This is a genomic window from Psychrobacter sp. Sarcosine-3u-12 (assembly GCF_002836005.1).
GTDB classification, from domain to species: Bacteria; Pseudomonadota; Gammaproteobacteria; order Pseudomonadales; family Moraxellaceae; genus Psychrobacter; species Psychrobacter okhotskensis.
In genome coordinates, this window is sequence record NZ_PJBY01000101.1 from 121669 (window position 1) to 141905 (window position 20237).

Annotated in this window: 17 protein-coding genes; 7 read left to right on the top strand and 10 right to left on the bottom strand. The window is 43.8% G+C overall.

The window, feature by feature from the left end; all coding sequences use genetic code 11:
- Nucleotides 1–181 precede the first annotated feature (181 nt).
- Both rpsB and tsf read left to right on the top strand, forming a co-directional pair.
- Nucleotides 182–991, top strand: a complete 810-nt coding sequence (gene rpsB / locus CXF65_RS09165; protein ID WP_025650922.1) for a 30S ribosomal protein S2 — start codon at nucleotides 182–184, stop codon at nucleotides 989–991.
- Nucleotides 992–1365: 374 nt separating this feature from the next.
- Nucleotides 1366–2250: a translation elongation factor Ts gene (tsf, locus tag CXF65_RS09170; protein ID WP_025650923.1), complete on the top strand. Its 885-nt coding sequence runs from the start codon at nucleotides 1366–1368 to the stop codon at nucleotides 2248–2250.
- A gap of 292 nt (nucleotides 2251–2542) precedes the next feature.
- Here tsf and CXF65_RS09175 read toward each other — a convergent pair whose 3' ends face one another.
- The 4 genes from CXF65_RS09175 to hflX all read right to left on the bottom strand — a co-directional run bounded on the left by CXF65_RS09175 (nucleotide 2543) and on the right by hflX (nucleotide 6812).
- On the bottom strand, nucleotides 2543–3364 hold the full coding sequence (locus tag CXF65_RS09175; RefSeq protein WP_101211816.1) for a lytic transglycosylase domain-containing protein: 822 nt from the start codon (nucleotides 3362–3364) through the stop codon (nucleotides 2543–2545).
- A gap of 407 nt (nucleotides 3365–3771) precedes the next feature.
- Nucleotides 3772–4461, bottom strand: a complete 690-nt coding sequence (locus CXF65_RS09180) for an LrgB family protein (protein ID WP_101211817.1) — start codon at nucleotides 4459–4461, stop codon at nucleotides 3772–3774.
- Nucleotides 4462–4483: 22 nt separating this feature from the next.
- Entirely contained in the window at nucleotides 4484–4912 is a 429-nt protein-coding gene (locus CXF65_RS09185) for a CidA/LrgA family protein (RefSeq protein ID WP_101211818.1), read from the bottom strand.
- A gap of 433 nt (nucleotides 4913–5345) precedes the next feature.
- The gene (gene hflX, locus CXF65_RS09190; protein WP_025650927.1) at nucleotides 5346–6812 is read right to left on the bottom strand and encodes a ribosome rescue GTPase HflX; all 1467 of its coding nucleotides are present in this window, start codon (nucleotides 6810–6812) and stop codon (nucleotides 5346–5348) included.
- 317 nt (nucleotides 6813–7129) lie between these two features.
- On the opposite strand from hflX, the gene CXF65_RS09195 reads away from it, so the two are divergent.
- Nucleotides 7130–7930, top strand: coding sequence for a lysophospholipid acyltransferase family protein (locus CXF65_RS09195; protein WP_025650928.1), 801 nt, complete (start codon nucleotides 7130–7132; stop codon nucleotides 7928–7930).
- Between the two features lie 226 nt (nucleotides 7931–8156).
- Here the strand turns inward: CXF65_RS09195 and CXF65_RS09200 are convergent, their stop codons facing one another.
- Together CXF65_RS09200 and CXF65_RS09205 are read right to left on the bottom strand one after the other, a co-directional pair.
- Entirely contained in the window at nucleotides 8157–9197 is a 1041-nt protein-coding gene (locus tag CXF65_RS09200) for an aldo/keto reductase (protein WP_101211819.1), read from the bottom strand.
- 56 nt (nucleotides 9198–9253) lie between these two features.
- Nucleotides 9254–9751 carry an FKBP-type peptidyl-prolyl cis-trans isomerase gene (locus CXF65_RS09205; protein WP_101211820.1) on the bottom strand — a complete coding sequence of 166 codons (498 nt, stop codon included), beginning with the start codon at nucleotides 9749–9751 and terminating at the stop codon, nucleotides 9254–9256.
- A gap of 165 nt (nucleotides 9752–9916) precedes the next feature.
- On the opposite strand from CXF65_RS09205, the gene CXF65_RS09210 reads away from it, so the two are divergent.
- The 3 genes from CXF65_RS09210 to CXF65_RS09220 are packed head-to-tail and all read left to right on the top strand — an operon-like array spanning nucleotide 9917 to nucleotide 12219.
- Nucleotides 9917–10588 carry a DUF1294 domain-containing protein gene (locus CXF65_RS09210; protein WP_101211821.1) on the top strand — a complete coding sequence of 224 codons (672 nt, stop codon included), beginning with the start codon at nucleotides 9917–9919 and terminating at the stop codon, nucleotides 10586–10588.
- Nucleotides 10589–10623: 35 nt separating this feature from the next.
- Complete coding sequence (locus CXF65_RS09215; protein WP_101211822.1) at nucleotides 10624–11403, top strand: hypothetical protein; 780 nt, start codon at nucleotides 10624–10626, stop codon at nucleotides 11401–11403.
- A 12-nt stretch (nucleotides 11404–11415) separates the two neighbouring features.
- Nucleotides 11416–12219, top strand: coding sequence for a hypothetical protein (locus tag CXF65_RS09220; RefSeq protein ID WP_227523237.1), 804 nt, complete (start codon nucleotides 11416–11418; stop codon nucleotides 12217–12219).
- A 304-nt stretch (nucleotides 12220–12523) separates the two neighbouring features.
- Here CXF65_RS09220 and lspA read toward each other — a convergent pair whose 3' ends face one another.
- From lspA to CXF65_RS09240, 4 genes are all read right to left on the bottom strand, one after another.
- Complete coding sequence (lspA, locus tag CXF65_RS09225; protein WP_025650932.1) at nucleotides 12524–13141, bottom strand: signal peptidase II; 618 nt, start codon at nucleotides 13139–13141, stop codon at nucleotides 12524–12526.
- Complete coding sequence (gene ileS, locus CXF65_RS09230; protein ID WP_101211823.1) at nucleotides 13134–15995, bottom strand: isoleucine--tRNA ligase; 2862 nt, start codon at nucleotides 15993–15995, stop codon at nucleotides 13134–13136. The genes lspA and ileS overlap by 8 nt, the downstream gene beginning before the upstream one ends.
- 421 nt (nucleotides 15996–16416) lie before the next feature.
- The gene (locus CXF65_RS09235) at nucleotides 16417–16968 is read right to left on the bottom strand and encodes a protein disulfide oxidoreductase (RefSeq protein WP_025650934.1); all 552 of its coding nucleotides are present in this window, start codon (nucleotides 16966–16968) and stop codon (nucleotides 16417–16419) included.
- A 310-nt stretch (nucleotides 16969–17278) separates the two neighbouring features.
- Nucleotides 17279–18916 carry a carbon-nitrogen hydrolase family protein gene (locus CXF65_RS09240; protein ID WP_025650935.1) on the bottom strand — a complete coding sequence of 546 codons (1638 nt, stop codon included), beginning with the start codon at nucleotides 18914–18916 and terminating at the stop codon, nucleotides 17279–17281.
- 548 nt (nucleotides 18917–19464) lie between these two features.
- Between CXF65_RS09240 and CXF65_RS09245 the strand changes: the two genes are divergently transcribed.
- Entirely contained in the window at nucleotides 19465–20094 is a 630-nt protein-coding gene (locus tag CXF65_RS09245) for a BLUF domain-containing protein (RefSeq protein WP_101211824.1), read from the top strand.
- Nucleotides 20095–20237 lie beyond the last annotated feature (143 nt).

The window sequence follows — 20237 nt, forward strand, 5'->3', positions numbered from 1 at the left end:
AAACCAACCCATCAACCAATGACACACACATCATGGCAAAAAATTGCTGGGTGTTTGGCGACTTGATTAATTTGCAAAAAGTTAGTGCGATATTTATCAGCACTAATCATTAGCAAATGCGTGTCGCTAGATAGGCAGTTTTTGTGATGTGGAGGCATAACCCAACCAATAGGAATTTCACATGGCTACAAAGAATCCAACCAAAATCGAAATGCGCGACCTACTACAAGCCGGCGCTCACTTTGGTCACCAAACACGTTTTTGGAATCCAAAAATGGGACCATATATCTTTGGTGCCCGTAACAAGATTCACATCATCAACTTAGAGCACACGGTAAAAGCGTTTAACGAAGCATTGACTTACGTAAACGGCTTAGCTGCTAAGAAAAATAAAGTATTGTTCGTTGGTACTAAACGCGCTGCTAGCGGTATCATCCGTGAACAAGCTGCCCGCGCTGGTATGCCATACGTTGACCATCGCTGGTTAGGTGGTATGCTTACCAACTGGAAAACCCTTCGCCAGTCAATCAACCGTCTAAAAGAGCTAGAAAAACAAGCAGAAGACGGTACTTTCGCTAAGCTTACTAAGCGTGAAGCATTAGAGCGTACTCGCGATATGGAAAAACTTGAGCGTTCATTAGGCGGTATCAAAGACATGGGCGGCCTACCTGACGCAATCTTCGTTGTAGACGTGGATCATGAAGCGATCGCTATCAAAGAAGCCAAGAATCTAGGTATCCCAGTTATCGGTATCGTTGATACCAACTCTAACCCTGATAACGTTGATTACATCATTCCAGCAAACGATGATGCTATCCGTGCCGTGACTTTGTATGTAACTTCTATGGCTGATGCGATTATTGCTGGTAAAGAATACGCACAGACTCAAGCAGGCGGCAAAGCTGATCAAGAGCAACCTGTAGAGCAAGCAGCTACTGAAGCAGCACCAGCTGAAGCGGCTACCGAAGAAGCAGCCACTCCAGCAGAATAAATAGCTGACCCAAAAGGTTTACCTTTGTAAGGATATCTTGATAGTGACTCTGTCAGCATCCATATAAAGATATTAACAGCGTATAAGCTCACAATAGGCATGATGTAGTTCTACTCGTCATGCCTTGTTGTTGATGAATTGCTCGTTATTAGGTGAGTATTATCGCTTATAGTTGGACTCGTGATACTCAGTGTCTGCTATCACAATGACTTCCGTTGTCACGATCAACGATGTGCACTTTCATCACCACAAGAGCAATATAGTATTGATAAGCAGTACTTATAAAATACAGTATCTGTAAACAATATTTATAAACAGTATAAAAATATTGAATAGAAGTTAAGCACTCACATACATAATAAAAGGTAACTCTTATGTCAGAAGTAAAAGTATCTGCCAAAATGGTAAAAGAATTGCGCGACCGTACTGGTCTTGGCATGATGGAATGTAAAAAAGCGTTGGAAGAATCAAACGGTGATGTCGAAACTGCCATTGATAACCTACGTAAGTCTGGTCAAGCCAAAGCCGCTAAAAAAGCGGGTAACATTGCAGCTGACGGCGCTATCATCATCGCTCAAGGCGAAAACAAAGCATTCTTGTTAGAAGTTAACTGCCAGACTGATTTCGTTGCAAAAGATGACAGCTTCAATGCATTTGCAGAAAAAGTGGCTAGCATTGCTCTAGAGAACAACGTGACTGACGTTGCTGCTATCGCTGAATTACCATATGGCGATGGTCAAACCGTTGAAGAAGCACGTGTATCATTGGTACAAAAAATCGGTGAAAATATCCAGATTCGCCGTGTTGAAGTACTTGAAGGCGCTAACATCGCTGCATACCGTCATGGCCTGCGTATCGGTGTAGTGGTATCTTATGAAGGCGGCAGCGCAGACACTGGCAAAAACCTTGCCATGCATATCGCTGCGTTTAACCCAGTTGCCGTCGATGACGAAAACGTCGCTGCTGATGTACTAGCGCGCGAAAAAGACATCATCGAAGCCAAAGCCAAAGAATCTGGCAAACCTGACAACATCGTTGAAAAAATGATCGAAGGTGGCCTACGTAAGTACCTAGACGAAGTAACGTTATTGCGTCAGCCATACGTCATGGACAACGAGAAAAAAGTTGGTGACGTATTGAAAGCTGAAGGCGTAAAAGTACTTGGCTTTAAACGTCTAGAAGTTGGTGAAGGCATTGAGAAGAAGCAAGAAGATTTCGCTGCTGAAGTTGCTGCAACTCAAGCACTAGCTAATAAGTAAGTTTTAAAATGCAGTAAGTGCTGAGTTTGTTTTTGCTCAGTACTTATAGATTGTTTGACATAAGAAGCAATCAAGCACAAAAAAGCCCGTTATTTAATAACGGGCTTTTTTGTGTCTGCTGATTTAGTTATATCATTAACAGTTATAGTCAAAACATCCTAAAAACGCGACAGTATTGCTGATATCAATTTTTTGCAGCCTCTGTCTGCGCAGGCACAGCAAGCAAGAAAAATTGATATCAGCAGTGCGTGATGTATTGATATTACTTTTCGCTGATCATTATGTCACTATATTAACGTAAGGCCGCATACGCTGAATTGGCATAACTGGCGCTATTGGTATTGCTGCTAGTGCCATAACTGACTTTTTGCATGCCATTACTAGCAGTGGTATTGCTGTTGCTGGCGCTCATGCTACTACCAGACAAAACTGAGTCATTTTTATATAAGCTGTGATAGCGGCTCATGACGCTTTTGACATAGTTGCGAGTTTCTTTAAACGGCGGGATGCCACCATATTTATCGACGTTACCTTCACCCGCATTATAACCGGCCACCGCATGTTCGACGTTATTATTAAAGCGACGCATCAACCAAGCGATATATTTAGCAGACCCTTCGATATTGTCGGCAGGATTCCAAGGATTGCTCACTTTGAAGCGGCGGGCAGTGGCTGGCATTAGCTGCATTAGGCCTTGAGCACCCACAGGCGAGCGCGCGTTGGGATTGAATGCGGATTCGGTATGCATCATGGCTTTCATGAGTGCAGGATCTACACCATTACGCTCGGCAGAAGCACGAATATAACTGTCATAAGCGTTGCGGCTACCGCTACTACTTGCTGTGCTGTTACCATAATCAATACCGCTGCTATTACTGCCATCATACATCTTAGAGTCTTTGTAGTAAGTCACTTTCACTTTTTTGGTAAATTTATCAAAGTTGCCACTAGGATTGACATTGGTGAGCAGTACTTGTCCGCCTTTGTCTTTATAGATATACATATTGCCTGCGTGAGCAGTCATCGAAAATGTGGAGAAGGCAAGTGTACTAGCAATGGTGCTGAGTAAAAGCGGAGACAAACAGCGGGTAATCAAAGGGGAGATATTTATCATAGAGATATCACTTTTTATCGAATAATAGCAAATTGTTTTGCCTATAGGCGCGTCATGTTGCGCGTTAAAGCGGTTACCGTGTTTGCAGGATTTTATAGCTATAAAGAAGATAGCCACCTAGCAATAACCACGCTTAACAAGAAACCACTTGCGATAGATACAAAAAATAATAGTTGCTTACTATAACATATAATAACTTTTTAGCGCATAGGATTAGCAGAACAAAGCACAAAAGCCGCCTTTAATTTGTAAAAAAATCAACACACTAAGGGTTTTAAGCGCATCGATTGCATACTTGCTTCAGTGTTTTTAAGTTGATACAAACGCCTCAATAGACGGACTGCGACGGTAAATGATCAGTAAAGACGAAAAATTGGCCACAATAGTGATGGGTTTTCTAAACGCTCTTAAACGGAAAAGGCACTGATAAAAATAGGTACCCACACGGCAGTGACCAAACCATTAACTGCCAAACCAAAGGCTGCATAACGACCGGCAGTGTGGCTAATTTGCCAAGCTTCTACCGTGCCGAAAGCATGAGCAGCCAAGCCAAGTGCCAAACCTTTAGCACGATCATCATCGATACTGCGAAACAAAAAGCGCGCTAGAGTACCACCGATTAGACCTGAGACAATAATAATCAAGTTAGCCATGGCCAGTGGCGCTTTAATCAAATCGGCGACGCTCAAACCAATGGGTGTAGTGACTGAACGGGTGGCAAACGCCAATATAGTGTCATGACTTAAGGAAAACAGGTACGCCAATGACATGGGTAGTAACGCACCAATAACGCTGGCCATGGCTACGATTAAGGTCAGCTTCTTGACTGGTAAGCCTTTAAAATTCATCGCCGCTAATGGCACGGCTAAAAGTACTGTCACATATCCTAATAAGTGATCAAATACGGGTTTGGCAACGCTGTAATAATTGTTGTAATCCCATTGCAAAAGGAATAAGAATAAAAGCACAAGCGCCAAAGCGGTAATCACCATCGGTAGCCATGATAGTTTACGTGCCAGTACGCGGGCAATGACGTGCGCTGCTAAGGTCAATAATATCGCTGCAAGGGTCGCCATCCATACACTATCAAAAGTCATTACATCTCCTTGGTCACACAGCTCAAGGCTGCTGTTCTTGCTTATGAGTAGTATTGGTATTTGCGCTATTGCTTAGCCAGTGATTGGCAAGGATAGCAAGTCCCCATAGCGGAATGAGCGTACTGATCAACATAGTCAGCATCACACCCCAAAACTCATCCCCTAAGGCAAATAGCAGCAAGCCTGCTCCAGCTGACACGGGCAAAAAAGCAAAGCCACTATCGACCAATAAAGTGTTGCTGGCTTGGGTGAGCCAACTGGGCAGACCTTTGAGTAATCGCCATACCATCAAAATAAGGAACATGGCGACTAGGCCAACGATATTGGCCGCTTTTTCGATACCTGCCCACTGACAGATAATAACGGCAGATTCGCGGACAAAGATGACCATGATCAATGTTAGGATGACGGACATCCATAGGGGCATACGCGAGGAATGAGTGGACTTCATAAGCAGTTTTGGCCAATTCAGAGAGAGTGTATTTATAAGCGCGAGTCGGCATAGAGCCACGAGCATGGCAGAAAAGAATATTTTTGCTAACATTGATAGTAGTCTTGAGCACTCAGCATTTTGTGTCGCGAGTTTTAGGCTGCAAGATTGGTTGATTATACAAAGCTCGATTATATAGAGAGTGGTCCAACTAATAAAGCCTATGGGCTGCTAGGGCGTGTTATTGATCTGCTAGATTTTATTAAAAAACCACTGACATAAAAAAGTCAAAAAAATGGACGATATCGTTGATAGCGTCCATTTATCATTTATCATTTAATAATTTATGATGGGCAATCGATTATACTAAACCATCCATCATAATATACCATCCATCATAATATACCAATCAACTAATTGTATTAATAAGCCCATCATTGTATTAGGCAGCTATTTAAGTCTGTGAATCTGGAATTTTCGTTTCTAGCGCTTTAGACTGCTCTGAATCTAATGTCTCAGCGTTGAGGGCATTAAATTCGTCAAACGCTTGTTCTTCGGCTGCTGTCATAGACGGTTCATCCTCTTCATCAGGCTGCTCGAACTCTTCCAGTATGGGCATCAGTAGCGTGGCTTGCGCTAATGGCAATACCTCTAAAGGATTCAAGTCGGCCTGACCCAGCAGCTGTTTTAGGCGTTCGCTAGGCAGACGAATCGTTAGGCACTCATGACCATTATCATCGTAGCTTTCTTCTAAGATAACGCCCAGCTCATACAAGGTGTTTTTAAATTGACCAGCCGTATAAGGCAGCGTCAAATCAAAGGTCGTCAAGGTACCGGTAAGCAGCTGCTGAACCGCAAGTGACAGCTCCTCCATTCCTAGATTTTGTCTAGATGACACATAGACGCGATTGGGCTGACCTTCGCTAGCGTAACCGATATGGGCAGGCTCATCTGTCAGGTCAATCTTGTTGTAGACGTTGAGCACGGGCACATCATTATCAATCTCTGCCAATACGTCTTTCACCGCTTGGATTTGCTCATGCATATCTTCACTTGATGAGTCGATGACATGTAGCAGTAAATCGGCTTCTAGCGTCTCTTCCAATGTGGCATGAAAAGATTCAACCAACTCATGTGGTAGGTGACGGACAAAACCTACGGTATCCACCAAAACCACACGACCAACACCCTGCCAGTCTAAGCGGCGTAGAGTAGGATCAAGCGTGGCAAACAGTTTATCCGCCGCATAGATGTTTTCATCGACCAAGCGGTTAAATAAGGTAGATTTTCCCGCGTTGGTATAACCGACGAGTGAGATAGTCGGTACGTCAGATTTCTGCCGACGGGCTCGACCTTGGGCACGGGTTTGGCGAACTTTTTCCAGTTTGGTTTTGAGCTGGTTTACCCGTGTTTGCAATAAGCGACGATCCGTTTCAAGCTGAGTTTCACCCGGTCCACGCAAGCCGATACCCCCTTTTTGGCGTTCCAAATGCGTCCAACCACGGACCAAACGTGTCGACAAATGGTTCAACTGCGCCAGCTCTACTTGTAGCTTACCTTCATAAGTACGCGCACGCTGGGCAAAGATATCTAAAATCAAACCGGTACGATCGAGTACACGGCATTGCACCACCGATTCAAGGTTACGCTCTTGTGACGGCGATAAACTGTGATTGAACAAAACGATATCAGCGTCATGCTCACGAACCAGTTCAGCGATTTCTTCCGCTTTACCACTACCAACGAAGAATTTGGCATCGGGTCTTTGGCGTGAGCCAGTAACCAACGCCAAGCGATCAGCCCCTGCTGAATCTGCCAGTAGCTCAAACTCGTTAAGATCGTCAGGATCTTGAATTTGGCGGATGTCTAAATGTACGATAATGGCGCGTTCGCCACCTTTATGTTTGTCAAAATAATCCAAAGAGTATCACCTATTAATAAAGTAAATAAATCGCTATTATCCATTCAGCTAGCTTTGATATAACGTTCATATGACCCTCTATATGTGGTCTTATCACTTGATATTAAAGGGTATTCGCATAATTTGCGATGACTTTATGTTACAGCCATTATCGTTGCAAATTTTCAAAGTTCTTAATACCCAGTATATAAACGAACATATGGAGTAGCAGCTCACAACACTGAGTGAACAAACTATCACTGAGCATCAGAATTTTGTTATACTTAGCTCGTTTTTTCACTATCCAAAAACTAGACATTCAATTATGAGGGACGAAGATGAGCCAAGCTAAGTCAGGCTTTTCACTCAGAAAACAATTGGGTCGCGGCAAACAGATTGCCGGTATGACCACGACGATCGCTGGAGGGCTACGCGCCGCTCAGCGGATTGGTGCCTTTAAACAGCCACCACGCGAAAAGCTGCCACGCTATATTCAAGCGTTTTGTCGCAAGATGGCCGGCTCATTTGGGGTAAAGGTCGTCGAAGTCGAGCCAGTACAACAGCATCATGGTCTATGGGTATCCAATCATGTGTCATGGATGGATATTCCGGTTGTGGGCACGGTGAGTCCGGCTTTTTTCTTATCTAAAGCAGAAATCGGTGAGTGGCCAGTATTTGGCAAGTTGGCTCATGCGGCAGGCACGGTGTTTATTCAGCGCGGTTCCGGCGATGCAGGCTCGGTGGCAGCGCAGATAGCCAGCTTTTTGGCGAAAGGGTTTTCGGTGGTATTCTTCCCAGAAGCGACCACCACAGATGGCAAGAAAATCAAGCGCATTCATGGTACCTTGTTACAAGCAGCGATAGATGCAGATGTACCGGTCCGCCCCATTGTTATCGCTTATGTCAATAAGGACGGTACGCTCAGCGAAGCACTGCCGTATTATGGCAAGCTGACGATGACAGAGAGCCTAAAAAAAGTGCTTGATACTAAGGATGTGACCGCTTATGTATTGCCGCTAGAACCAATAGATCCGAAGGGTCTAAATAAGAGCTCAGTAACTGACTTGCTACAAAAACGTATGCAAGAAGGCTTGGCTGAGCTACACACACGGGTGTTAACCACCGACCCTAAGGCATAATTTTCTAAAGTATAAGCATCTAAAGCATCGCTTGTTAAATTAGAAAATCAGCCAAAAAAAGGCGCAAATCGCAGTGATAATGCTAGCGATTTGCGCCTTTTGCTTTTGATGTAAATACGCTAACTTATAAGTACCTTAGTCGCAATTTATGACAGTATGATTTGTATCAGACCAACGTTCGCATTGAATTAACTTAACTATCAAATTAATAGGTCAAGATAATAAACTAAGGTGACGGATTGGGTTGCTGGGTATGTACCGCTTCAATCGCGTCTAGTACGTCTGAGCTTAAGGTCAAATCGATGCTGTCAATATTCGATTTTAATTGCTCAGTACTGGTCGCCCCAATAATATTACTGGTCACAAATGGGCGTGAATTGACAAAGGCTAGCGACATTTGCGCCATATCTAAACCAGCATCAGCCGCTATCTTGGCATACTGTACGGTGGCTGATTTTGCTTGCTCGTTCACATAGCGGGCAAACCGATCATACATAGTGAGACGTGCACCTTCAGGACGTTTACCATCGAGATATTTACCAGATAGTACACCAAAGCCAAGCGGCGAATAAGCAAGCAAACCAACATTCTCACGATGCGCAATCTCTGCCATATTGACTTCATATAAGCGGTTTAGCAAGCTGTAAGGATTTTGCACGGTGATAGGCGCGATTAAACCGTTTCTATCCGCTTCCCAGAGATAACGCATTAGACCCCAAGCGGTATCATTCGATAGCCCATAAGCGCGAATACGACCTTTTTTGATCTCGTCATTTAACGCTTGGATGGTCTCCAAAAATGGTGTTAGGTCGTCCAAATTTTGCGCTGCCATCTCTGCTGTATAACCGCGCTGACCAAAGAAATTCGCTTGGCGTTCAGGCCAATGTAATTGATAAATATCAATATAGTCGGTTTGGAGGCGTTCAAGGTTGCCATCGATGGCGCTACTGATGTGTTCAGCCGTAAAACGTGTTTGCCCGTCGCGTAAAAAATCCATTGGTGATATTTTACTAGCTAGCACGACTTTATTACGCTGCTTGGTTTTGTTAAACCAAGTGCCCATAAAGCGCTCAGTATCGCCTTGCTTGTCTTTGTCTGGCGGTGAGGGATACATCTCCGCCGTATCCCAAAAGTTGACTCCTTCGCTTAGCGCCATGTCCATTTGCTCATGCGCTTGGGTCTCGTCATTCTGCTGTCCCCACGTCATGGTACCTAGACAAATTTTGGAAACGTCTTCGTTAATTTGTGGCAGTTTTTGATATTGCATCTGTTTATCCTTGTTTTTATTCTAAATAAGGTTTTTACTCTAAAGCAGTTTTTATACTACATTAGCTTGATACCAGTGACGCCCGGCGGTGTTACTTTGAATACTTTTACTTTAAACAATACAGATTGACCAGCTAAAGGATGATTGAAATCTACTTCTATCTCGTCGTCACTGATGGCACTAATAGTGCCGGGTAAGGTGTTTTTGCCTTTGTCCTCAAACTCTATCATCATGCCGATTTCAGGGTTGTCAGCGACCAGCGCAAACTGAGTACGGCTAAAATGTTGAATATTGTCAGGGTTCCAATCACCAAACGCTTGCTCTGGATCAAGGTGGGCAGAGCGTGTATCACCTGCGCGCAGGTTCATTAACACTTGCTCAAACCCCGGTAGTAAACTCTCATCGCCAATGGTCAGTGTCACTGGCGCATCGCGGCTAAAGGTTGAGTCAATCACCGTGCCATTCTCTAGGGAAACTTCAAAATGCAGCTTTACAAGGCTGCCAAAAGTGATGCGTGTGTCTTCATTGGGATTGATAAATTGCGAGTCGGTCATAGTCAAAAGCCATCTGTTGCGGGATTGGGAAGTCAGGTCAAAAAACTAATATTAAAAAACTAAGTATTAGAAATGATAAGCCATCTAAGAAAGGTTGTAAGCGTAAATAGTGTAACGCAAATAGTGTACTATATTTGGCAAGTCTAAATGAGGGTGGTAGTAAGTATGGCGAATAAGCAACAAGGCCACATCAAGAAGTGGCAAGATGACAAGGGCTTTGGCTTTATCGACACTGAGCAGGGCGATTCAGTATTCTTTCATATCAATGAATTTAAAGCGCGCCGTCGCCCTGAAGTGGGTGAGCAAGTCGTCTTTACACTTGGGCGAGACAATCAAGGGCGGATGCAGGCAAAAGATGTGCAAGAGCTGAGCTTTGTACAACAGAAAATGGCACAAAAAAATAGTCAAATCCGTCAGCGTAATGCAAAGCGTAGTCATCAAGCGGAGTTCGAAGCAGGACAAAAGAAACGGCTGTTCCTCGGCGTTGGATTTTATGGCGTTTTAATTTTATTGGTAGTCATGAATAAGCTAAGCTGGTCAGTGCTTGCTTGGTATGCAGTATTAGGCGTCATTACCTATGGCATGTATGCCAAAGACAAAGCCGCTGCGCAAAGTGGCGCTTGGCGTACGCCTGAGTCAACCTTGCATCTTTTAAGTGCGCTGGGCGGTTGGGTAGGGGCGATGGTCGCGCAAACTTACTTGCGGCATAAGTCACAAAAGCCTGAGTTTCGAGTGGCGTATTATCTGACAGTGGTGATTAATATGGCGGGGTTGTTATTTATATTGGCGCGTGGGGGTTTAGAGACTCTGACCAATTTATTATCAGGGCTGCTATAAATAAAAACTAAAATACGAATATGGATAAAATAATCATGAATAAATTAGGTTTCACTGCTGGCACGTTAGTACATAAAGAAACGGGTCTAGTACCGATAGAGCAACTGAAGATTGGAGATAAAGTATTATCCAAGCCTGCTGAGGGCTTAAGTGAGCTAGTTTATAAACCCGTACTTCGTACTATAGTCACTAAAAATGCACCTGTATTTTTTGCCACTTTCACACCTGAATCTGTAGACGATTTACCATTTGAGCAACTAACTAATCATAACCTTTATGTGGATTTGTTATGTACCGCAAACCATCCGTTTTGGGTAAGAGGTATAGGATGGAAAACTGCTGCAGAATTGAGTAGAGGTAACACTACTGTTTTAAAAAATAATGAATTTGCATTCTTTGAGGGAGGTAGTGAAGAAGGGGGAATTGAAGTTATATTTAAAACTGATAGAAATGCAGTTGGTTTTATTCCTAATTTTTATGATCAATCAAACAATGGACGATTTGTTGACTTAGAAACAGGACGCACTTTATCTTTCGGTGGATATGAACCAGTATTTAAGAAACTTTTTGTAGAAGATACTGATTGGAAGCAGCGTTTATTAGAACAGACCCCAGAAGCGTTAAGAGACACTGCCGAGTTTTATAATTTCCGTACTGGCTTTTGGCAAGATGATTCTGGTATCGACTGGTCTGAAAACGAAGGTCCTGTTACCACTACCGTGTACAACATTGAGGTAGCAAATACTCATACTTATTTTGTAGGAAAGCAAGGCTTATGGGTATATGACAGCAATCTTAATATCAAACCGTCTTAGCGAGTTAATATTATGGATAAAGAATTTTCAGGTTTCACTGCTGGCACGCTGGTACATACAGAAACAGGACTAGTGTCGATACAACAATTAAAGATCGGCGATAAAGTATTGTCTAAACCTGCCGATGGATTGGGTGATCTGGTTTACAAGAGGATAGCTCGGACGACAAATAACGATGCATCAATCTTCATAATGTATTTTAATACTTATGTAAATCCACAATTAAATTTGGCAGATAGAGTTAATCTAAGACGTAAGTTAAAGAAACAACAGATATTGCCTGAGCCTCTATTAATGACAGCAGATCATCCCTTTTGGACACAAAATAGAGGTTGGGTGAGAGCAGATAAATTGAACACTCAAGATATCTTGGTGACTAAGGATAATACTTATTTTACAACTGATAGTGGAGGTGGGTATGACTATAGATCTGAAGGCATAACACCTATGTATCATGCAAATAAAGAAGGATATGCTTATCAGGTAAGCTTTGGTGATGAAACAGGCGAACTCAAAGGATCATACGTTAATTTATTAACAGGAAGGTATGAACTTTACACAGATCCAGCACCATCATGGATAAATAAATTGTGGCAAGCTGACTCAGAATGGGAGCAACGCCTATTAGAACAAACGCCTGAAGGCGAACGTGAGCATGCTGAGTTCTTTGGCTTTCGTCAAGGTGAGTGGAGAGATCCAGATACTATTGATTGGAATGAGGGCGAAGGTCCATTGACCATGACTGTTTACAACATTGAAGTCGAAGACACGCATACTTACTTTGTGGGTGAGGCTGGTATTTGGGTGCATAATTAAATTTTTATATATAATAAAACTTAATCACGACGTCTATCCGCAAGCACATAATCTCACCGCTAGCCCTGATAGTAGCGGTTATCCTTATCTAAGAAAGGCTGATGAGACTCAGCTGCTGGAAGTGTCGCCGGTCAGCAATCCCAGCAGCGCTTTAGTCGAATAGCCTTTCTTAGGTAAGATAATAGCGTATAGCAGGATCAGCTCCAACACAGTAACTTATCAAAAATAACAGGCAAAAGAAAAGATGGGTTACGTATTCGCAAACCCACCTTTTGAATCTAAAAACTAGCTACGATTATAATCGTTAAACCTCACGCTTTTTTTCCAAAAACAGCATGTCAATCACAATCAGCACCACGCCGATACAAATACCCATATCGGCAACATTAAAGATAGGATAGTTCCAAACGTTGGCATAATGCACATGGATAAAGTCAATCACGTGACCATGTAGCAAGCGATCGATTAAATTGCCCAGCGCACCGCCCAATACTAAGGCCAGTCCGACAGAAAGCAGCTTAGCTTTTCGCGGCGCTTTAACCAAATAGCCGATCAAGAATAATGACATTAATAATGCCAATCCGGAAAAGAACCACTTTTGCCAACCGCCAGCATCAGCTAAAAAGCTAAAAGCCGCACCGTAGTTATAAGCCAACGTCCAATTGAGGAATGGCTCAATCACGGGTACTGGCTCATGGAAAGTCAGGTTGGTTTCAGCCAGCCATTTCGTGCCTTGATCGATGATAAGTACGACCAGCGACAGCAAATACCATACAAAAGCACGACTGCCATTAGCAATCATTTTTGGCGTTTTGGTCAAGCGACTTCTCGGCGTCGTTGAGTTCCCTATTGTTGCATGCGCAGGTTTAGGCGAATTATCGACGTCAGTAGGTGGCAGATTGTTTTTTGATGAATTAGGCATAGTGGCGCACCTCGCCATTGCCTGCGACATTGGTGACGCAGCGGGCACATAGTTCAGGGTGTGCGCTATCGGTACCGATGTCATTACGGATATGCCAGCAGCGTACACATTTAGTGCCAGTCGCAGCGCTAATATTGACCACTAAGTCTGCCGCTTCTTTGGTGTTGCTTTCGGCTTGCTCTGCTGCGTCATTCTGACTAGCAGCAGGTGCAGCGCTCATTGGCTTCAAAGTCGCATTGCTGGTAATCAAGACAAAACGCAGCTCTTCACTGAGCTTAGCTAAGCTTTCATACATCGCCCCATCGGCGTATAAGTCAACGTCAGCAGATAAGTTAGCGTTGATGATTTTTTCGCCGCGCGCCGTTTCGATATGTTTATTAACGATATCTTTTGCCTGCATGATACGTTGCCAATCATCGGTACTGATGGCACTTAGCTCAAACTCTGGGAAGGTATACCATTCTTCGGTAAACACATAGCCCGCTTCATTGCCATTTTTACCTTGCAATACCTCCCACGCTTCTTGGGCGGTAAAAGACAAAATCGGCGTAATCCAGCGAATCAATGCTTGGGCAATATGATAAATTGCCGTTTGCGCAGAGCGACGCGGCTGTCCATCAGTCTGGGTGGTGTACTGACGGTCTTTGATGATATCTAAGTAAAAGCTACCCAAGTCTTGTGAGCAAAACGCGGCAATAAGTTGAGTGACTTGGTGGAAGTCCATTGCATCATAGGCGTCGATGATTTGTGCTTGCACGATTTGCGTACGCTCAATGATGAACTTATCAAGGCTGACGAGCTCATTGATATCAACGCTATTGGTGGCTGGATCAAAGTCATCGGTATTGGCAAGCAAGAAGCGCAGGGTATTACGGATGCGACGATACATATCGATTGCACCTTTAAATACTGTTTTGCCTGCGCTCATCTCATAACGATAATCGCTCGACGCAATCCACAAGCGCAGCATATCCGCACCTGTTTTATTAATTTCTTCTTGCGGGGTGATGATATTGCCCAGTGATTTACTCATTTTGCGACCGTTTTCATCGACCACAAAACCATGCGTCAATACTTGCTTGAACGGTGGGCGCTCGTACATCGCTTCAGAGGTAAGCAGTGACGTCTGGAACCAACCACGATGCTGGTCAGAGCCTTCTAAGTATAGATCAGCGGGATTGGTCAATTCATCGCGTTGCTCAAGGACGGCAAAATGCGTCGTACCCGAGTCAAACCAAACGTCTAAGGTGTCGGTAGATTTATCATAATCAGCCGCTTCTGTACCTAAGTAATCTTCACAGCTGGCATCAAACCAAGCTTCAACGCCGCCAGCATCGATATTTTTTGCGGCGACTTCCATCAGCTCAAGCGTATTTGGATGCAGCTCGCCCGTTTCTTTATGAGTGAAAAAGGCAATCGGCACGCCCCATGTACGCTGGCGTGAGATACACCAATCTGGGCGACCGGTCATCATCGATTCAATACGGTTTTGACCCCATGCTGGCGTCCAGTTGACGGCTGGGATATCTGCAAGTGCACGCTCACGTAAGCCTTCTTTCTCCATATTGATAAACCACTGCGGCGTGGCACGGAAGATAATTGGCGATTTATGACGCCAGCAATGCGGATAGCTGTGCTCAATCTTGGTATGGCTAACGAGATGACCGTTTTCATGTAGGGCGGCGATGATTTTTGGATTGGCTTTGTAGATATGCTCGCCCGCAAATACCGCTGCACTGTCTAAATAGACGCCCGTACCGCTCACTGGGTTTTCAACTGGCAAGTCATATTTGAGACCAACGATATAATCGTCAAGACCGTGACCCGGTGCGGTATGGACGAGGCCCGTACCGCTATCTGTAGTCACGTGATCGCCTAAAATTAATGGCACTTGACGATCTTCAATCAATGGATGCTGGGCGCGTAGACCTTCAAGCTCACGTCCGGATACAGTTGCTAATACGCCTTCATTGCTGAGCTTAAACGCAGTCAGTGCGCTTTCAACCAAATCAGTCGCTAGTAGGAAGTTGCCTTTTTCGGTCGCCACCACACTATAGTCATGCTCAGGATGTACAGCGATGGCTTGGTTGGCAGGTAGCGTCCAAGGCGTCGTCGTCCAAATGACGGCTGCGATATTACCATCAATTTCGCTTAACGCTGCAACTTTTTCGGTATCCAGCACATCAAAGCTAACGTAGATAGCATCTGAGACTTTGTCCTGATATTCAACTTCGGCCTCAGCCAGCGCAGAGCTACAGTCCAAGCACCAATTGACCGGCTTCATACCGCGAGTCACATGACCGTTGTCATGGATTTTTGCCAGTGCGCGTACGATGTTGGCTTCTTGATGGAAGTTCATCGTCAGATAAGGATTGTCCCAATCACCAAACACACCCAGACGTTTAAAGTCTGCCTTCTGTAGCTCAATCTGCGTGCTTGCATACTCGCGGCATAGACCACGGAACTCGGTCGCAGAGACTTTTTGACCGACTTTGCCGACCTTGGCTTCGACCTTTTGCTCGATAGGCAGACCATGACAGTCCCAACCTGGCACATAAGGCGCGTCAAAGCCCGATAAGGTTTTTGACTTTACGATAATGTCTTTGAGCACTTTATTGACCGCATGACCTAAGTGAATCTGACCGTTGGCGTATGGAGGGCCATCATGCAAAATGTATTTGGTCGCACCTGTACGCGCCTGACGAATTTTGCCGTACACATCATCCGCTTCCCATGCAGCCAGCCAATCTGGCTCGCGTTTGGCAAGGTTTGCACGCATCGCAAAAGGCGTGTCGGCAAGGTTTAGCGTGTCTTTATAATCTTGGCTTGGTGTATCAGTGCTTTTATCAGTCATAGAAGGCGTCTTTTAAAATGAGGGTTAGAGGTTGCGTTTGAAATTCAGGCTTAAGGTTAAATATAATATGGGGTCAAATATTTGATAATCGATGCTAGCCTTTTGCTTAGAAAACGTTGCTTATAACGTGTTGCTTAAAAGATATAGCTTATAACGTGTTGCTTATAAATAGTTACGTCCATCATAAATGCTAATGAGACGATTGCAACAAAAAATATTTTTAACAGAATAATTAGAAAAGTGAATATGATAACGGCAGCTATTATATGACAAAATGGGTAGGGTAAAAAGAGCTGACCAGTATCGTCCTGTTTTTAACTAAAACCAATCATTGATGTCAGCATAAATACTTTGTCCATTAAAGCATAGGTCTGGCAAGTTTGATTGTCTATTTATTAGATTATACCTAACTGGCTAAGCGCTAAAAAACTTCTGACAACCACAAGCGCAATCTAAGCGACCAGAGTGGTTGAATACCGGTCAGCCCTTGCGTCATCTCGCCATCTTTTAGAACCACATAAGAAGGCGTGACTTGTCCTTGCCAATCGGCAAATATCTCACCTGCTTGATCGTTGACCGTGGTAAAGCGGTAACTATTTTCATTAAGGTAGCGGTGCAGCTCTTGATCTGAGCCAGACTTAATCGCAATGGTAACCACTGGATAATTATTTGCCGCTGCAAGCTTGTCTATCGTCGGTGAGGTCACACGACAAATCGGGCACCAAGTCCCCCAAAAGTATATCAGGGCCGGTTTATCCTCACTCAGCGCTGCTAAGTCAATGCTTTGACCTTGATAGTCGGTCAATTGCAGTTGCGGATTGGCTGGCATGACCGGTTGTCGCCACCAATTGACTGCGCTATAAATCACCGCAAATATCAAGCCATATAACAGTATGGTCTTAACTATCGACAACGTTCTTTGCTTCGACGTCTTTTTAGGTGTCTCAATTATCTTTTGGCTATCAGTCGTCATAGTGTCTGCTTTTTTTGCTTTGGCATAGTCAATCCCCTATAAATTAGATACGCTGTCAGGCTCGCTCAGTCTACTATATATAGTCAGAGCACTTTTAAACCGCTACGGTGTTACCCGCCCTAGAGGTACTCAATGTACTATCTGCGGTCGGTCGCCTTGTAGCGATTCTAAAATTCCTTGACTATATAGTACTTTCATTCGCCTTCCTTACATCTAAATTATCTTGAACCAGCGATAGATAAAAATAAACGGCTGAATAGTCAGCCGTTTATTAAAGTATTTTGTTAGAGGGTTTTTTTATACGAATCGCCTAAGGCTTTTGCGCGCGATTTTGTAATGGATCACCGATGAGGACGCTACCTGAATTTTCACGACGCTCTTCGTCGGTTAATTTACTCGCTGGAATTTTGGCTTTTTTCTTCCATTTTAAGCTAAATAAGTCATCACGGCGATCAAGCAAGTTATGCACCGAGCCTTCGTTACGGACATGAGTGAGCTTATCCAAATTCACATCTGAGAAGAAGACCATTTCGGTATTGGCTGTCGTTTCTGCCATAATCGCATCATGCGGAAAAGCAAAATCAGAGGGTGAAAAAATAGAGGACTGTGCGTATTGAATGTCTAAGCTTTCAACTTGCGGTAAATTACCCACTGAGCCGCATATCATCACATAACACTCGTTTTCAATGGCTCGTGCTTGGGCACAGTGACGCACCCGCAAATAGCCGTTTTTGGTATCTGTCCAAAAAGGCACGAACAAAATATCCATATCGTCAAGCGCCAACAAGCGTGCAAGCTCAGGGAACTCAATGTCATAGCAGACTAAAATCCCAATACGACCCGCATCGGTATCGAATACTTTGACCTCGTCGCCACCTTCGATGACCCATGCGCTACGTTCATGCGGGGTAATATGAATCTTGCGCTGCTCTTCAACCGTCCCATCGCGGCGGCAGAGATAACTGACATTGTATAGTGTATCGTCTTCGTCCAATAATGGCATAGAGCCGGTGATTACATTGACGTTATAGCTGACTGCCAGATGCGAGACTTCGTTTTTGAACCATTCGGTATAACCGGCTAAAAAGCGAATGGCCACGTTTTGATCCGTGGATTCACACAGACCCATCAATGGCGCGTTAAAAAACTCTGGTAAGCAAGCAAAGTCTGAGTTGTAATCCGCCATAATATCAACGAAGAACTCCACTTGTTGTAGCAGCTCCTCAGGCGATTCAACCTCACGCATTTGCCACTGAATACCACCGATACGCACCTCTGATTTACGGGTGTTTGGCTTATAGTCTTGCGGCTCATAATAAATGTTGGCCCATTCAAGTAGCGTCGCAAAACCTTTAGACTGAGCATCATCTGGCAAATAGGCCGTCAAAATACGTTTAACAATAAAACCGTTGGATAATTGGAAAGATAGGGCAGAGTCGTGGATTTCACGTGACTCGACCGCATCGATATATTCGCCAGGGGTCAGGTCTTTGTGATTATGATAATTAGGAATGCGACCACCGGCCAAGATGGCTCGGAAGTTTAACTGGCGGCACAGCTCTTTACGCGCATCATAAAGACGACGACCCAAACGGTAGCCACGATATTCAGGGTCAATTAGAGCATCCAAGCCATAAATAGCATCGCCTTTTGGATTGTCTCTAATGATTTCTTTGTGCCCAATCAGGTCATCATAGGTATGCGGGTTAGAGAACTTGGCATAATCAACGCGCATCGATAGCACGATACCAATCAATTGATCGTGGTCAAATAGGGCAATCTGTCCCTCTGGAAACGCATCAATCAAAGTATGAATAGTAGTCTTCGACCATGCACCGCCCAAGTTCACATACACGCGATCCATCAAGGCTTTTAACTGCGGATAATCTTTTTTCTTAATCTCAGCAATCGTGAGGTGAAAGTCGTCTATTTTTTCGATTTTACTCATAAGGTTCCTGTCTTCGCTGTCAATAAATGTCGTAAAGTTAACGCTGTATGCGCGGTAATAGCCATAGTTATCAGTAGAACTAAAAACTTTTGTGTAACAAAGGCGATAAAAATATTCCAATCGACTTATATAATCGTTACAATAATTTATCTTTTTATTTACAATGAGTTATAAAGACCACATCTCATATCAAAGATTTTGATAAGGGTTTTTCGTAGGTTTGCAAGCGTCTCTATTCAAGAATACTGACCTCATTAGTAGCTGTATCAATCGTACTTGAATAAACTACCTCTGTTCTACTAGTGCCCAAGTTCTGTCACATCTCTTATTATTTCTGGCTAGTCCCAGTTTGGCTTATTACTGCTGATTTCGATAATCATCATACCAAGGTAGCGGATCAATGACAGTCCCACGTAGTAAATATTTGCTACGTTTTTGTGAGTCGCTATCTCTGCTTAGCTTAGAATGAGTCTGGAATGAGCTTGGACGTAGTCTTTGTTTTTCTTGTTTTGTTTTGCGGCCTATGGGCGGCTTTTTAGGATTATTTTATGACGCCCTTAACGCGCACGGTCGACACATTAGAAACCGTAGAAGATTCCGCACTGATACAATTGGTGTATGTCAGCAGTATTACCCTCAGTGCACGGCTAAAAGCCTCAATATTCGATGAAGTAGAAGGTCATGCTCGCGATCATAATGAGCAGCATGGTATCACTGGTACTTTATGTTATGGCAATGGTCATTTTTTACAATGTATCGAAGGCAAGAAATCTGAGGTATTCGACCTGCAAAAACGCATTTTTGCGGATAGCCGTCACAAGAATATTGAAGTATTGCTATTGCGAGTCATCAATCAGCGCAGCTTTGTTGATTGGCGCATGCGCTTGTTGTTTTTGGAGCGTTGGTTATGGTCACCAGCGACCAAGAAACAAGCCGCGCAGTTGTCTCCTTTTTTACCGTTTACCCCGCATGGCTGGACTTCTGAGCGCACCGAGCAGTTTTTACAAATTATCAAAACCTTTGATACGCCGCCACATATAAAAGCCGCCGGTATTACTTACAATGCCTTGGGCAATATGTTTCGCCATATCGCGGCGCCGCACCAAGCGTTTTTAATCGTCCAAGGTTGTATGAGTCTATTGTTGATGGTCGCATTGGTACTGCTTTATTTATCATAAACATCTTATAGATTAACTACTTTTACGCTTTTAATCTTTTATACAAGTGATGCATTGCCAGCTTAAGAGCAAAAAAGACGCTAAACTTTTCAGTCTAGCGTCTTTTTTATACCATAAAAATGGTTTACTTCCTGCTAAACCAT

What these genes read in the sequence shown, in the direction of transcription:
- rpsB (WP_025650922.1), top strand. Translation starts at nt 182, where the DNA reads ATGGCTACAAAGAATCCAACCAAAATCGAAATGCGCGACCTACTACAA.
- tsf (WP_025650923.1), top strand. Translation starts at nt 1,366, where the DNA reads ATGTCAGAAGTAAAAGTATCTGCCAAAATGGTAAAAGAATTGCGCGAC.
- CXF65_RS09175 (WP_101211816.1), bottom strand. Translation starts at nt 3,364, where the DNA reads ATGATAAATATCTCCCCTTTGATTACCCGCTGTTTGTCTCCGCTTTTA.
- CXF65_RS09180 (WP_101211817.1), bottom strand. Translation starts at nt 4,461, where the DNA reads ATGACTTTTGATAGTGTATGGATGGCGACCCTTGCAGCGATATTATTG.
- CXF65_RS09185 (WP_101211818.1), bottom strand. Translation starts at nt 4,912, where the DNA reads ATGAAGTCCACTCATTCCTCGCGTATGCCCCTATGGATGTCCGTCATC.
- CXF65_RS09195 (WP_025650928.1), top strand. Translation starts at nt 7,130, where the DNA reads ATGAGCCAAGCTAAGTCAGGCTTTTCACTCAGAAAACAATTGGGTCGC.
- CXF65_RS09200 (WP_101211819.1), bottom strand. Translation starts at nt 9,197, where the DNA reads ATGCAATATCAAAAACTGCCACAAATTAACGAAGACGTTTCCAAAATT.
- CXF65_RS09205 (WP_101211820.1), bottom strand. Translation starts at nt 9,751, where the DNA reads ATGACCGACTCGCAATTTATCAATCCCAATGAAGACACACGCATCACT.
- CXF65_RS09210 (WP_101211821.1), top strand. Translation starts at nt 9,917, where the DNA reads ATGGCGAATAAGCAACAAGGCCACATCAAGAAGTGGCAAGATGACAAG.
- CXF65_RS09215 (WP_101211822.1), top strand. Translation starts at nt 10,624, where the DNA reads ATGAATAAATTAGGTTTCACTGCTGGCACGTTAGTACATAAAGAAACG.
- CXF65_RS09220 (WP_227523237.1), top strand. Translation starts at nt 11,416, where the DNA reads ATGGATAAAGAATTTTCAGGTTTCACTGCTGGCACGCTGGTACATACA.
- lspA (WP_025650932.1), bottom strand. Translation starts at nt 13,141, where the DNA reads ATGCCTAATTCATCAAAAAACAATCTGCCACCTACTGACGTCGATAAT.
- ileS (WP_101211823.1), bottom strand. Translation starts at nt 15,995, where the DNA reads ATGACTGATAAAAGCACTGATACACCAAGCCAAGATTATAAAGACACG.
- CXF65_RS09235 (WP_025650934.1), bottom strand. Translation starts at nt 16,968, where the DNA reads ATGACGACTGATAGCCAAAAGATAATTGAGACACCTAAAAAGACGTCG.
- CXF65_RS09240 (WP_025650935.1), bottom strand. Translation starts at nt 18,916, where the DNA reads ATGAGTAAAATCGAAAAAATAGACGACTTTCACCTCACGATTGCTGAG.
- CXF65_RS09245 (WP_101211824.1), top strand. Translation starts at nt 19,465, where the DNA reads ATGACGCCCTTAACGCGCACGGTCGACACATTAGAAACCGTAGAAGAT.